The organism is Desulfovibrio sp., from assembly GCF_018379785.1.
Taxonomy (GTDB): domain Bacteria; phylum Desulfobacterota; class Desulfovibrionia; order Desulfovibrionales; family Desulfovibrionaceae; genus Desulfovibrio.
The window spans coordinates 23,553-37,773 of record NZ_JAGZUV010000016.1; the positions used below are offsets into that span (position 1 = coordinate 23,553).

Annotated in this window: 13 protein-coding genes; 9 read left to right on the top strand and 4 right to left on the bottom strand. The window is 64.6% G+C overall.

Annotation, left to right across the window (positions count from 1 at the left end; translation table 11 throughout):
- Window positions 1-82: 82 nt before the first annotated feature.
- The 3 genes from KH208_RS04995 to KH208_RS05005 form a co-directional block, all read right to left on the bottom strand.
- The gene (locus KH208_RS04995; RefSeq protein WP_291434372.1) at window positions 83-1,015 is read right to left on the bottom strand and encodes a diguanylate cyclase; all 933 of its coding nucleotides are present in this window, start codon (window positions 1,013-1,015) and stop codon (window positions 83-85) included.
- Window positions 1,016-1,151: 136 nt separating this feature from the next.
- Window positions 1,152-1,631, bottom strand: coding sequence for a DinB family protein (locus tag KH208_RS05000; RefSeq protein ID WP_291434374.1), 480 nt, complete (start codon window positions 1,629-1,631; stop codon window positions 1,152-1,154).
- 21 nt (window positions 1,632-1,652) lie between these two features.
- Window positions 1,653-2,162: a peptidylprolyl isomerase gene (locus KH208_RS05005; RefSeq protein WP_291434376.1), complete on the bottom strand. Its 510-nt coding sequence runs from the start codon at window positions 2,160-2,162 to the stop codon at window positions 1,653-1,655.
- A 118-nt stretch (window positions 2,163-2,280) separates the two neighbouring features.
- On the opposite strand from KH208_RS05005, the gene mutY reads away from it, so the two are divergent.
- Entirely contained in the window at window positions 2,281-3,513 is a 1,233-nt protein-coding gene (gene mutY, locus KH208_RS05010; RefSeq protein WP_291434377.1) for an A/G-specific adenine glycosylase, read from the top strand.
- An 81-nt stretch (window positions 3,514-3,594) separates the two neighbouring features.
- On the opposite strand, the gene KH208_RS05015 is transcribed toward mutY, so the two are convergent.
- Window positions 3,595-5,157 (bottom strand): methyl-accepting chemotaxis protein, encoded by a 1,563-nt coding sequence (locus tag KH208_RS05015; RefSeq protein WP_291434379.1) that lies wholly within the window; start codon window positions 5,155-5,157, stop codon window positions 3,595-3,597.
- Between the two features lie 333 nt (window positions 5,158-5,490).
- On the opposite strand from KH208_RS05015, the gene KH208_RS05020 reads away from it, so the two are divergent.
- The 8 genes from KH208_RS05020 to rpsO all read left to right on the top strand — a co-directional run bounded on the left by KH208_RS05020 (window position 5,491) and on the right by rpsO (window position 14,126).
- A complete protein-coding gene (locus tag KH208_RS05020) occupies window positions 5,491-6,198 on the top strand; it encodes a ribosome maturation factor RimP (RefSeq protein WP_291434381.1) in 708 nt (235 codons plus the stop codon).
- Between the two features lie 38 nt (window positions 6,199-6,236).
- Entirely contained in the window at window positions 6,237-7,631 is a 1,395-nt protein-coding gene (nusA, locus tag KH208_RS05025; protein WP_062253863.1) for a transcription termination factor NusA, read from the top strand.
- Window positions 7,618-8,052 carry a YlxR family protein gene (locus KH208_RS15510; RefSeq protein WP_367114939.1) on the top strand — a complete coding sequence of 145 codons (435 nt, stop codon included), beginning with the start codon at window positions 7,618-7,620 and terminating at the stop codon, window positions 8,050-8,052. Before nusA ends, KH208_RS15510 begins: the two co-directional genes overlap by 14 nt.
- On the top strand, window positions 8,045-11,092 hold the full coding sequence (gene infB, locus KH208_RS05035) for a translation initiation factor IF-2 (RefSeq protein ID WP_291434384.1): 3,048 nt from the start codon (window positions 8,045-8,047) through the stop codon (window positions 11,090-11,092). Before KH208_RS15510 ends, infB begins: the two co-directional genes overlap by 8 nt.
- A gap of 422 nt (window positions 11,093-11,514) precedes the next feature.
- Window positions 11,515-11,805, top strand: a complete 291-nt coding sequence (locus KH208_RS05040) for a DUF503 domain-containing protein (RefSeq protein ID WP_291434407.1) — start codon at window positions 11,515-11,517, stop codon at window positions 11,803-11,805.
- Window positions 11,792-12,808, top strand: coding sequence for a DHH family phosphoesterase (locus KH208_RS05045; RefSeq protein WP_291434386.1), 1,017 nt, complete (start codon window positions 11,792-11,794; stop codon window positions 12,806-12,808). The genes KH208_RS05040 and KH208_RS05045 overlap by 14 nt, the downstream gene beginning before the upstream one ends.
- A gap of 66 nt (window positions 12,809-12,874) precedes the next feature.
- Window positions 12,875-13,831 (top strand): tRNA pseudouridine(55) synthase TruB, encoded by a 957-nt coding sequence (truB, locus tag KH208_RS05050; RefSeq protein ID WP_291434388.1) that lies wholly within the window; start codon window positions 12,875-12,877, stop codon window positions 13,829-13,831.
- A gap of 25 nt (window positions 13,832-13,856) precedes the next feature.
- Window positions 13,857-14,126: a 30S ribosomal protein S15 gene (rpsO, locus tag KH208_RS05055; protein WP_008683142.1), complete on the top strand. Its 270-nt coding sequence runs from the start codon at window positions 13,857-13,859 to the stop codon at window positions 14,124-14,126.
- Window positions 14,127-14,221 lie beyond the last annotated feature (95 nt).

Here is a 14,221-nt window from a genome sequence, read left to right on the forward strand (position 1 = left end):
GGCCGACCGCTCTTCAAAAATGACGATCCGCCGCTGCCCTGGGGCAGCGGCGGATTTTTGTTTCCCGAAAAGATTTTCCTTCTCAGAAGCGCTTGAAGCGCCATGCGTTTTTGCCGCTGTGCTTGGCCTGGTACATGGCGGCGTCCGCCGCCTTGTAACACTGTTCGTAGCTCATTCCCCGCTTTTCCAGGCAAATGCACACGCCCACGCTTGCCGAGGGCGTATAGGCCCGGGAATCAAGGTCCAATGCTCGGGAGATGCCGCTGAAAAAGGTTCCAATCTTGGCCCGCAGCTCTTCCTCGCCGGTCAGCGAAGGCACAAAGGCCACGAGTTCATCTCCGCCCAGGCGCGCCACAAGGTCTGTTTCCGCAAAAGCCCTTTTCAGACGTTGCGCGACAAAGGCCAGCACCTTGTCGCCGCAATGATGCCCGTACCTGTCGTTGACGCCCTTGAAATCATCCAGGTCAATGAGGGCCAGCGCGTAATTGCCGCGCCGCTCTTTGAGATAAAGCTGTACGGATTCCTCAAAGCTGGCCCGGTTCATGATCTGCGTCACCGGATCCAGGGTGGCTTTTTTCATGATATTTTCCGCAAAGGAAATCGGAAAATATTCATCCTCATTCTGCAGGGCCGTCGCTGTGGAGCAATGCCACGAACAAATCCTGAAGCCGTCGCCCTTGTCGCAGCAGGTATAGGTGTTGCGGCATTCCAGGGCGAAATCCGTTCTTCCCCGCAGGGATGCTCTGGTCTGCACGAACAATGTCGCCACGGCCGGTCCGAGAGCAATTTCTTTAACGTCCGTGAGCTCCACGTCATACGGCGTCGCGTCTGTTCGCAGATCGTCGTCCAGCAAGCGGGCCACCGCGTGTTTGCCGAAAATCTGCTCATGTGCCGCCGTGCCGATCCAGATCACATCGTCCGTGAGGAGTTCCAGAATTCCATCCCGGTTCCGTTCGCCATATTCATGCAGCAATTGCCGCACCGCCGCTTCCCCGCTTGCGGGCTTCGTTTTCAAAGTCAATCCCCCTTCACCGGCGCGGCCTTTCCCGCCGGCAAACATACGGCGGCGACATGCTCGGCCGGGGCCTCCCGGTAAAACATGCCGCCGCCTTTTCAGAACAGCACAGCGAAAACAGGCCAAGCCGTCTCAGCTAAAACACGCCCGGCAAACCATGATTCCTCAAGGCCGCGTCGCAGGAGCCGATATGATAGTCGGTATGCGAGGCCAGCATGACCAGGGTGGCCGCGTAGGACGTCTCACGGCCCAGCTTCGCGCTCAGCACGGCGTTGGTCCGGGCCAGGTCCGCGTCTTCCAGCCCGGCGATCCAGTTGTCCACGCGGGCTTTGACCGTGGCAGCATAGTCCGTCAGGGCCGCCTTGCCCAGCGCCGGAGCATCCTGCGCCCTGAGCATGAGCGTGTCCATGTCGCAGGGTACGGGCAGCAGTTGCTCATCCCCGCCGAGCACAAGGAAATCCAGTACCATGATCGCGTGGGCGAGCTGCTGCCAGACGGGCCAGCCGCCGTTTTTTTCCACCCAGATTTCATCCGGGCAGACGTCCACATAGGCCTCGAGCAGTCCCCAGGCGTGCAGAAACGGCCCCTGGGCCGCCATAACGATTTCGCGGGACATACACACGCCTCCTTGACGTTGTTACTCAAAACGGCTCGCGCCGGTGATCAGCACCATGTCCACGGGCACATTCTCGTGCATGCCCATGCTCTTGGTCTTGACCTTGGCGATCTTGTCCACCACGTCCATACCTTCGGTGACTTTGCCGAACACGCAGTAACCCCAGCCGTCGAGCGTGGGCTGGCTGTGGTCCAGAAAATCATTGTCCACCAGATTGATGAAAAACTGGGCCGTGGCGCTGTGCGGATCGCGGGTGCGGGCCATGGCGAGAGTGCCGCGCTCGTTTTTCAGGCCGTTGTCAGCCTCGTTCTGCACGGGTTCGCGGGTGTCCTTTTCATCCATGCGGGCGCCCAGGCCGCCGCCCTGGATCATGAAGCCGGGGATCACGCGGTGGAAGATGGTATTTTCATAAAAGCCGTCGTCCACGTACTGCAAAAAGTTGGCGACGGTCTGGGGGGCCTTGTCCGGGAAGAGTTCAATCAGGATGTCGCCGGACGAGGTTTCCAGCAACACGGTGGGATTGTCAGCCATGCCTGCTCCTTAAAAATTGGGGATATTCGGCCCGGCACGGGCCGTTTTTGAAATATAGGCCAGGCCGGGCCGGATGACAATGCCGGGGCCGGGGTATACACTGCCAGCTATGCCCGGAATGAAGAAAACCTCTCCCAAGCAGCCCGCAGCGCGGCCGGGAGTCGCCCCGGCGATGCTGCCCGGCCTGGAGGCCGCGCCCCGAGCCGCCCCGCCGCGCCACCTGCCGCCCGCCGCGCATCTGCCGCAATTGCGGGAAGCTCTGCTGGCCTGGTTCGCCGCGCACCAGCGTCCGCTGCCCTGGCGCATCAACTACACGCCCTATGAAGTCTGGATTTCAGAGGTCATGCTTCAGCAGACCCAGATGGAACGCGGGGTGAGCTATTTCACGCGCTGGATGGCCCGCTTTCCGGACGTGGCCGCGCTGGCCGCCGCCTCGGAAGAGGAAGTGCTGCGCCTCTGGGAGGGCCTGGGCTACTATTCGCGCGCCCGCCACGTGCTGGCCGCCGCCCGGCTGGTCATGGAAAAGCACAAGGGCGTCTTCCCTTCGGGCCTGGAGGACATCCGCGCCCTGCCCGGCGTGGGGCCATACACGGCCGGGGCCATCGCCAGCATCGCCTTTGGTGAAAAGCTGCCTTGCGTGGACGCCAATGTGGAACGGGTGGTGGCCCGCGTCTTTGATCTGGACGGCCCGGTCAAACAGGAACCGGCGGCCTCGGCCGTGCGTGCCTGGGCGCTGCGCCTGGTGCCCGAAGGCAAGGCCCGCGAGCACAACCAGGCCATGATGGAGCTGGGCGCGCTGGTCTGCGGCAAAAAGCCGCGCTGCGCGCTCTGCCCCCTGGCCGCCTTCTGCGTCAGTCTGCATCTGGGCATTGTGGACCAGCGCCCGGTGCCCGGCAAACGGGCGGCGATCACGCCTATTGAAGTGGTCACCGGCGTGTTGCGCCACACGGGCCGGGTTTTCGTGCAAAAGCGCCTGGCCTCCGGGGTCTGGGGCAATCTCTGGGAATTCCCCGGCGGACGGGTGGAGCCGGGTGAGAGCCCGGAACAGGCCGTCGTGCGCGAATTCGGCGAGGAAACCGGCTTCGGCGTGGCCGTGGACCGGAGCTACGGCATCATCCGCCACGGCTACACCACCTACAGGATCACCCTGCACTGCTTCGCCCTCAGCTTGGCGGCGACCACGACAGCCGCGACGGCGGAACCGCCCGCCCCGCCCATCCTCACGGCGGCCAGCGCCTGGCGCTGGGTCACGCCCGTTGAACTGGAAAATCTGGCCATGCCCGCCGCCCACCGCAAACTGGCGGACCAGATTTTCGCGCCGGGCGGACAACCGCGCCTGCCGATCGGCTAAACGCAAGGGCCGCGCCATATCCCGGCGCGGCCCTTGATTGTCCTGGTTTTTGGAAGCAGCTCCGCTGAAACGCGGCCCCGGTTATTCCTTAAGCCGGGCCATGAGCGCTTCCAAGGTGCCGGTCAGTTCCACCAGCCGATCCATTTCCTCGCGGGCCTCGGTCATGGATTGGGCCGTATCGGCGGCCATGCCGCTGACCTGGTCGATGGAGCGATTGATTTCCTCGCTGGCCGCGGACTGCTGCTCGCTGGCCGTGGCAATGGCGCTGACCTGACCGGCGGTGTGCTCCACGGTGGTGACTATCTCCTCCAATGCCCGGCCGGACCGCCCCGCCAGATCCGTGGCCTGCTCGATCCGGGCCACGGCATTGTCCACGGAAGCCATGCTTTTGGACGTACTGTCCTGAATGGCCTGGATGGCGTTGCCCACATCCTGTGTGGAGGCCATGGTTTTTTCGGCCAGGTTGCGCACCTCGTCGGCCACCACGGCAAAGCCGCGCCCGGCGTCCCCGGCTCTGGCCGCTTCAATGGCCGCGTTGAGGGCCAGCAGGTTGGTCTGGTCCGCGATATCCGATATAACATTCATGATCCGGTTGATGGAACGGGCGTGCTCATCCAGCTGGCCCATGTCCTCTCTGAGGTCCAGGGAGAGCTGGTGCACCTGCTTGATGCTGTGCACGGCCTGTTCCACGACCCGCGCGCCGGCTTCGGCCTTTTCCCTGGTCAGGGCCGACGCGCCGGAAGCGGCCTCGGCGTTTTTCGCCACCTCGCGCACAGTGGCGTTCATTTCGTTCATGGAGGCCGCCGCTTCGGCAAGCCGCTGGGCGGACACGGCCGCGCCGCTGTCCGATTGCTGGATGCCCCGCGACAGGCCGCCGGAAATGCCGGAAATCCTGCCCACGGCTTCTTCCAGGGACCGCGCCACCAAGGCCATGCGCTCGTTCTTGTCCATGATGAGCTGCTCGGCCTGCTTCAAGGCTGTCATGTCCACATAAAGACAGAGCCCGCCGATGCAGGCCTTGTCCTCATCGTAGATGGGGAAAATATTGGCCAGCACGTCGATTTTCCGCCCCTTGTGGCCGGTGATGACGATATCCAGATTACGGAAATACTCGCCGTTGCGGATGCTTTTGCCCACCGCCGTCTCACGCGCGGGATCATTATAAAAGAGCTCCGCCAGGGTTTTGCCCAGGCAGGACTCCACGCTGCCGTCAATCTCCAGCATGTCCAGGCAGGCCTGATTGGTGCTGGTGGTGCGCTCTTGCGCGTCCACCAGCAGATAGGGCATGGGCAGGCCCTGAAACACGCCGCGCGCCAGGCCGCGCTCGAATTTCAGCGCCCGTAGCGCGGCCTCCAGGCCCGCGTGGATTGCGGGCAGATCCTCTGTCCGGAAAGTTTGGGCCGCGTTCAGGCGGCCTTCGGCCAGATCGCGCAGTCCTTGTCCCACAGCCTGCAAGGGCCGCAGAAAAACCAGCCGCGCGCCCAGGCCCAGGCAAAAGGCCGTGAACAGCGCTGCCGGCACGGCCCCGGCCAGTGCCGCGGCTCCCAGGCCTGCGGGACAAAAAGCCGTCCCGGCCCAGGCCAGAACCGACGTCAGCACGGCCACCGCAATGCAACTTACTGAAAACTTTTGGAAAAGCGTCATACTTCCATCCCCCTGCAATGAACGCCTCGGCGCTATTTTACGCTCGCACGAGTCTTAACGGCGCATACCGGATTTCTTTTAGTCTGCATTGCGTAACTTGCGATGCAATTTATTTTCCACGCTTATTTCAGCCCATCCCACTTGACAAGCATTGCGGCATGCGCTAATTGAACCCAATTCAAGACGGTTTACGCTTCGGCGCATATCGTCACATCCTGATGCAGGACGTATGTTCACAACGGGGTGGCCTGAATAGGCCCCCTTTTTTTTGTCCCTGCGGCAAAGCCGAGCTCTTTCCGGGCCTCGCCTTTAGCCGCCGTCAGTAAGGAAAACATGAGCGAAAACGCCCTCAAAGAAACCGTCATCCGTCTGGCCGAACCCGTGGTCCGTTCCTTGGGACTGGTCATCTGGGGCGTGGAAGTGGTCCAGGCCGGACGCATGGTGGTACGGCTCTTTGTGGACGTTCCTCCCGGCGCGCCGGAAAGCCTTCAGGCCGCCGACAGGGAGGAAAATGAAGCTTCCGCCGCCCCCTCTTCAGCCAGCATAGACCAGTGCGAGGAAATCTCCCGTCATCTGGGCCTGGCCCTGGAAGTGGAGGACGCCGTGCCCTCGGCCTATGTGCTGGAAGTATCCACCCCCGGGCTCACGCGCCTTTTTTTCAGTCTTGACCAGATGCGCCCCTATCTGGGCGACATGGTGGAAGCCCGGCTGCATGCTCCCGTGGCCCCGGAAGCAGCCGCGGCGACGGACACGGTCCCCCGCCGCCTCTGGCGCGGCAGGCTCGCCGCCGTCGAAGCGGACGCCTTTGTTCTGGAACCCGCCGCGCTTTCTCCCGAAGGGGAGGCCAGCCCCGAGGATCTGCCGCCCGTGCGTCTGCCCTGGACAGCTGTGCGCCGGGCCAGCCGCATGTATATTTTCCGTCAGCCGGTGAAGCCCGGCAAAGGCCCCGGCAAGGGGTCAGGCAAGGGCTCCCGCAAAACTCCCGGCAAAAGCGCCGGTCCCGTCCCCGCCCACGGCGAGGCATCACCTGAAGCGAAGTAGCGATTTCACGCCGCCACGCGCGGCAGCCGGAGGCAGACATGAATCTTGAACTCAAAAAGGCCATCGATCAGATCAGCAAAGACAAGGGCCTTGACCGCGACATGCTCATCGACACGCTGGAAGACGCCGTGCGCACCTCGGTGCTGCGCCGCTTCAGCGAGGATATGGACGTGGAAGTGACCTACAATGACGACACCGGCGACATTGAGGTATACCAGTTCAAAATCGTGGTGGAAGACGACGACGTGGCCAACGAGGACACCCAGATTGCCCTGGCCGACGCCCGCGAACACGATCCCTCCGTACAGCTGGACGACGAAATGGGCTTCCGGGTCAAGGTGGAGGATCTGGGACGCATCGCGGCCCAGTCCGCCAAACAGGTCATCATCCAGCGCATGCGCGACGCCGAGCAGGAAATCATTTACGAGGAATACAAGGACCGCGTGGGCGAAATCGTCTCCGGCATCATCCAGCGCCGGGACAAGGGCGGCTGGGTGGTCAACCTGGGCCGCACCGAGGCCATCCTGCCCCGTGAGGAACAGATCCCGCGTGAACATTACAAACGCGGCGACCGCGTACAGGCCCTGATCATCGAGGTGCGCAAGGAAGGACGCGGCCCGCAGGTGGTCATCTCCCGCGCGCACCGCGACTATATGGCCGCCCTGTTCCGCCGCGAAGTGCCGGAAGTGGACGACGGCGTGGTGCAGATCATGGGCGTGGCCCGCGATCCCGGTTCCCGCGCCAAGGTGGCCGTGCTCTCGCGCGAACGGGACGTGGACCCGGTGGGCGCCTGCGTGGGCGTGCGCGGCTCGCGCATCCAGAACATCGTGCAGGAACTGCGCGGCGAGCGTATCGACATCGTGGTCTGGAGCCCGGAGATCGCCACCTACGCCCGCAACGCCCTGGCCCCGGCCCTGGTTTCGCGCATTGTGGTGGACGAGGAGGAAAACCTCCTGGAAGTCATCGTGCCTGACGACCAGCTCACCAACGCCATCGGCCGCAAGGGCCAGAACGTCAAACTGGCCGCGCGCCTGCTGGGCTGGAAGGTCGATATCTTTACCGAAACCCGCTACAACGAGGCCAATGCCATCGGCCACGGCCTGGAGCAGGTCGCCAGCGTGGCGGAAGTATCCATTGAAGCTCTGCTGGAAGCGGGCTATTCCTCGCTGGACGCGCTGCGTGAAGCCAGCGACGAGGAACTGGCCGACAAGCTGACCATCAGCGCTTCGCGCATTTCCGACCTGCGCTCGGCCATCAACTTCCTGGCGCCGGTGGTGGAGAGCACGCCCGAGTCCTCGGCCGTGGAGCTGGGCAGGGCCGCCGGGACAGAGGAAGCGGAAGACGGGGACGCCCGGCCCGAAGAAGACGGGGCGGAGCCTGATGCAGCACCCGAAACAGCGGAAGACGCCGGAAGCGGCGATGCGGAAAAATAAGGCCGCCGCAACGGCGCGGGAATCCGGTCCGGAAGCGCCGGAACAACGAAAAAGGCCGGAAGGCCCGGTGCGGATGTGCGTGATCTGCCGCCGCCGTTTTTCCAAGGCCGACGTGAACCGTCATGTGCTGACCCCGCAGGGGAATTTGAGTCTTGACGTAGAAAAAACCAGACCGGGCAGGGGCTGGTATGTGTGTTCCGATCCTGTCTGCGAGCGAAAATTCGCGAAATACAGGCCCGGCACACGGCGCGCGGCAGCCGTTGCACGAGGAACGAGTGTTACGGATGCCGACAGCAGCGATGCGGCAGCCGATAAGCGAAAAAAGAACGTTGCTTTAGCTGTTGCGGCGCAACCGCTTACAGATAAGGACAGCAGCGCTACGGTTGGCGACAGCATTGATAAGGGGGGTAACCATGCCTGAAGAAAAAATTAAGATAAAGGATCTCGCCGGAGAGCTCGACGTGCAGTCCAAGGACATGCTGCGCGCTCTGCGTGATCTTGGCCTTCCGGCCAAGACCACGGCTGGCTCCGTGTCCGTGGAGGACGCGGCGCGCCTGCGCGACCATTTCGCCGGCCGGAAGCAGGGCGGCGTGGAGCGCACTGAGGTCCAGCCCAATGTCATCGTGCGCCGTCGCCGCAAGGACGCCGCGCCCGCCGAACCCGCGCGCCCGGCCGTTGCGCCGTCCGCTGCCGCGCCGGGAGAAAAGGCCTCCGAGGCCGAAGTCGCTCCCGCGGCCGGAATTGAAACGGAAAGCGCGTCTGTTGCCGCCGTGAGCACGGCCACGGCCGAAAAAGCCGCAGCCGAGGCCCCGGTGGCCGACGCCCGCGCTGATGCGCCGGAAGCCGCCACGGACCAAGCCGCCGAGGCCGCCGCTCCGGAAGTTGCGGAAACGCCCACTGCCGCGCCCAAAGCACAGAAAACCGCCCGTGTGGTGTCGGCCGCGCGCGTTATCAGCCGCCCCGGCGACGAGCCTGCGCGCCCGGTCGCGCCCGAAGCTCCTGTTGCGCCCGTTGAGGAGGAAAAGGCAGCCGCTCCCGAGGCTCCGGCCAGCGAACCCCCCGACGAAGCCCCGGAAAAAAGCGCCAAAACCTCCCGCCTGGCCCGGCCCGACGCCTCGGCTGTGCCCGAAGGCTCTTCCGCGCCCAGCCTGCTCCCGCGTACGGCCGAATCCCGTTCCGAGGCCGGGCAGGCGGACGATGCCGCGCCCGCCACGGACGAAGCCGGCGAAGCCGCGCCGCGCCGCGCATCCCGGCCCGAACCTGCCGCGCCCCAGGTGCGGATCATTTCCCGTCCCGCGCCCGGTTCGCAGGACAGCCGCCCCGCTCCGCGCTCCGCGCCCGGCTTCCGGCCCGGCGGTCCCGGACGGCCCGGCGACGGCCCGCGTTCACCCCGGCCCGGCGGCCCCAGTGGCCCCGGCAGGCCCGGCGCGCCGGGGAGGCCGGGAGGTCCGGGCGCCCCGCGTCCCGGTGGTCCCGGGCGGCCCGGCGGTTTCGGCCAGCCCGCGCCCGCCCAGCCCACGGACGGCCGCGACGGCCAGAGCAAGAAAAAGCGGCTCAAGGGCCGCCGTACCGTGGACTTCCAGCAGGGAGATTTCGCCCGCCGCCAGGACGACGACGATTCGCCGCGCCTGAACCGGGGCAAGGGCCGCCGCAAGGGCGGCAAGCCCGTGAATCTGCCCCAGGCCACCCAGCCCCTGAAGGCGGCCAAGCGCAAAATCCGCGTCACGGAGGCCATCCGCGTGGCGGACATGGCCCATCAGATGGGCCTCAAGGCCAATGAAATCATCAAGGTGCTTTTCGGTCTGGGCGTGATGGCGACCATCAACCAGTCCCTGGACATCGACACCGCCACCCTGGTGGCCGCCGAGTTCGGCTATGAAGTGGAAAAGGCGGGCTTCTCCGAGGACGACTACCTCCTGCCCAAGGAGGCCGACGCGCCCGAAAGCCTGAAGCAGCGTCCGCCGGTGGTGACCATCATGGGTCACGTGGACCACGGCAAGACCTCGCTGCTGGACGCCATCCGCAAATCCAACGTGACCAGCGGCGAAGCGGGCGGCATCACCCAGCACATCGGCGCCTATCACGTGAAGACCAAGCGCGGCGAAATCGTCTTTCTGGACACGCCGGGCCACGAGGCCTTCACGGCCATGCGGGCGCGCGGCGCGCAGGTCACGGACCTGGTCATCCTGGTGGTGGCCGCCGACGACGGCGTCATGGAACAGACCCGCGAGGCCATCAACCACTCGCGCGCGGCCAACGTGCCCATCATGGTGGCCGTGAACAAGATGGACAAGCCCGGCGCCGATCCGGACCGCGTGCTGCGCGAACTGGCCGAGCTGGGTCTCCAGCCCGAGGATTGGGGCGGCGACACCATTGTGGCCAAGGTTTCGGCCAAAACCCGCCTGGGCCTGGACGACCTGCTGGAAATGGTGGCTCTGCAATCGGAAATCATGGAACTCAAGGCCAATCCGGACAAACCCGCGCGCGGCCATATTGTGGAAGCCAAGCTGGACAAGGGCCGCGGCCCCATTGCCACGGTGCTGATTCAGGAAGGCACGCTCCGGCAGGGCGACAACTTCGTCTGCGGGCCCTTCTCGGGCCGCGTGCGCGCCCTGACCAGCGACCAGGGCAAGAAAGTCAAGGAAGCCGGGCCCTCCCTGCCCGTGGAAGTGCAGGGCTTTGAGGGCGTGCCCGAGGCGGGCGAGGAATTCTTTGTGGTGGCCGACGAAAAACTGGCCCGCCGCATCGCCGATTCCCGCGCGGCCAAGCAGCGCGAGCGCGATCTGGCCTCCGAATCCCGAGTCACTCTGGAGACCTTCCTCTCCCAGCGGGCTTCGGATCAGGAAACCCTGACCCTCAATCTGGTGGTCAAGGCCGACGTGCAGGGCAGCCTGGAAGCCATTACCGAGGCCCTGAACAAACAGAGCACGGACAAAGTGCGCCTCAACGTGGTGCACGGCGGCACCGGCGCCATTACGGAATCCGACATTCTGCTGGCGTCGGCCTCCAAGGCCATCATCATCGGCTTCAACGTGCGTCCCACGGCCAAGATCAAGGACGTGGCCGAGCACGAGAACGTGGACATCCGCTTCTATGATATCATCTACAAGCTGGTGGATGACATCAAGAGCGCCATGGCCGGTCTGCTGGCCCCGGTGCAGCGCGAGGTCTATCTGGGCCAGGCCGAGGTGCGCGAGACCTTCAGCGTGCCCAAGGTCGGCGTCATTGCCGGTTCCTATGTGGCGGACGGCAAGATCGCCCGCAATGCCGGGGTGCGCCTGCTGCGTGACGGCGTGGTGGTTTACACCGGCAAGATCTCGTCCCTCAAGCGTTTCAAGGATGACGCCAAGGAAGTGGTCAAGGGCAATGAATGCGGCGTGGGCCTGGAGAACTTCAACGACGTCAAGATCGGCGACATTATTGAAGCCTTCGAGACCGTGGAGGAAGCGGCGACGCTGTAGAGGCGGGAAGCCGGGCTACAGCCTGGTTGTATTGCCGGATTATACGGCGAAAAACGGTTTTTCTTCCGCTGGCTGCGTCAGCGGCGCGGTTGGGACGCACACGTACCTGAGTACGTTGCGCATCCCAACCGCGCCGCTTCCTTGCCGGCAAAAGAAACTCTTATTTTTACCGCATTCTCCGGCACGGGCCATCCGCCTCCGCTCCGCTTCGGCGGAGCAAGGGGATTTCGCTCAAAGCTGAAAAAAGCTGCCGCCTACCATCGCTATAAACACCGCACGCGATATCCGCTCCAATATTCTCCCTCCCGGCATCAAAGGAAACAATACATTTTTGCTGACGCGGACAGCATGAAACAGGCTGATTTTCGTCAAATAATCACGGCGTATTAACGGCCCCAAGCCAAGGCACAGCTTTTATGCCCATGTTCATGGCGGTACTGACCGTCGAATTCAGCCTGGACGGCAACGACAACCTCAAGGCCAAGCGCCGCGTCGCCAACAGCCTGAAACAAAAAACCCGCAACAAATTCAACGTGGCCATCGCCGAAGCGGGCACCGAGGACAGCCTCACCCGCCTGCGCCTGGCCGTGGTTTCCATTTCCAACAGCGAAACCCACCTCCGTAGCCGCATGGACAAATGCGCCCTGATGATGGAAGCGGCCTGCCCCGAGGAAATGGTGGACAGTCAGGTGGAGATTTATGCCGCAGACTGAACTGATTCCCGCGTTCTTCCGGGACGGCGCGCAACGCATGGCCCAAACCCTGCGGGATGTGGACCGCGTCCTGGTATCCGGCCACGTCAATCCCGACGGCGACGCCGTGGGCTCCCTGGCCGCTGCCGGGCATATCCTGCGCGCCATGGGCAAGGAATTCGTGCTCTACAGCAGCACCGGCCTGCCCCAGTACCTGAAATTTTTCCCGCTGCCCGGCATGGTGCGCACCAAGCTGACGCATCTTCCCTTCACGCCCCGCTGTGCCCTGCTGCTGGACTGCGGCGAACCCCACCGCCTGGGCAGTGAACTGGCCGAGCGCCTGCCCCGCCTTGCCAGCGTGAACATCGACCACCATCTGGGCGGGAACGGCATGGGCAGTCTGGCAAACTGGGTGGAACCCCGGGCGGCGGCCACAGCTCAGCTCATGGCTTATGTGGCCCTGGCCGCCGGCCTGCCGCTCGAAAACGAACTGGCCTGCGACGTGGCCTTGGGCATCATCACGGACACGGGCGGCTTCTGCCACGGCAATACCAGCGCGGACGTCTTTTCCCTCTGCGCGCACCTGGTGCGCAACGGCTGCGACCTGACCGGCCTGCGCGAGCGCCTGGAAAACACCTGGAGCATGGGCCGCATGCGCCTCTGGGGACGGCTCATGGACCGCGCCCGCCTGGAGCGCAACGGCGAGATAGCTTTTTGCCGGGTGCTCCTGGAAGACCTGCGCCAATGCCGGGCTCTTAAAGAGGATCTGGAAGGCTTTGTGGAGCAGTTGCGGCGTCTGGGCGGAGTGCGCGCGGCCGCCCTGCTGCGCGAGGACAGCCCGGAACTGTGCAAATTCAGCCTGCGCTCCTACGGCGACACGGACGTGCGCGCGGCCGCGGCCGCCCTGGGCGGCGGCGGGCACCTCAACGCGGCGGGCGGCACCTTGCGGATGACGCCGGACAGGGCCGAAGAAGCCCTGCTGGCGGCCGTCAACGCGCAACTGGACCGGGAAGACAATATCTGATCCGCTGTCGATAACAGATAACATTTTGACTTCGCGCCGCTCTGCGGCTATGGTGCATGCTTACGTATGACCAACGAGGAAACCGCCGCCGCGCCGCAAACGCGCCCGCCCCAGCTGCCCCAATTGCACGGGGTGCTGGTGCTGAACAAGCCCTCGGGCCCCACATCGGCCCGCTGCCTGACGGCGCTCAAGCGTCTGGGGCAGAAAAAAATCGGCCACGCCGGAACGCTGGATCCCTTGGCGTCGGGCGTGCTGCTGGTCTTGCTGGGGCAGGCCACCAAACTCTCCTCGCATCTGATGGCGGGCGGCGGCAAGATCTACAGCGGCGTCCTGCGTCTGGGCCGGACCACGGATACCTGGGACAGCCAGGGCCAGGTTCTGGCCGAAGCGCCTTGGGAACACGTCAGCGGAGACGACGTGCGGCGTGAGATCAGCCTCTGGCGGGAAGCGCGCGAGCAGCCCGTGCCGCCCTATTCGGCGGCCAAGCACGAGGGCCAGCCTCTGTACAAGCTGGCCCGCAAGGGCGCGGCGGCTCCGGCCAAGGTCAAACACATGGAAATTTCACAGGCGGACACGCTCGATGTGAGCCTGCCGTTTGTGCGCTTTCGGGTCGCTTGCAGTTCCGGCACCTACATACGCTCCCTGGCCCACAGCTTGGGGATGCGACTTGGGTGCGGAGCCGTGCTCACGGAACTGACCCGGGAGTATAGTCACCCCTTCGGCCTTGACGCGGCCCGCGACCTGCGGGACCTCACGGCTGACCCCGCCCTGCTGGCCTCCAGCCTGCGCCCCATCGCCGAGGCGCTGCCGCACTGGCCCAGGGTGGAGCTCACGCCGGAACAGGCCGCACGGGTCCGCAACGGCATCGCCGTGCCCTGCGCCGCAACCCCGTCCGGTAACGGGACGGCGGCGGAGGACGGCCTGGCGTTGTTGCTGGTCCAGGGCGAAGCCCTGGCTCTGGCGCGGCGCGAGGATGCGCCGGGCGGGCTCTGCTGGGCCGTGTTGCGGGGACTGTGGAACTAACTTCATCCTCTCAAGGAGAACTGCTGTGGTCATGGATGCGGAACAGAAAAAGACGGTTATTGACGCCCACGCCAAGCACGAAGGCGACACGGGTTCCCCGGAAGTCCAGGTGGCGCTGCTCACCGCGCGCATTGAAGGCCTGACCGGGCACTTCAAGGTGCACAAGAAGGACTTCCACTCCCGTACCGGCCTGCTCAAGCTGGTGGGTCAGCGCCGCAAGATCCTGAACTATCTGAAAAAGAAAGATGTTCAGCGCTACCGCGCGCTTATCGAGAAGCTGGGCTTGCGCAAGTAAACTTTTTGGCTGAAAGGGGGAGTCGCGGACTCCCCCTTGCCGCATCCGGCTCGCGGTTCGTCCGCGAAGCGGATGCTGCTGCATGAACGCCCTTC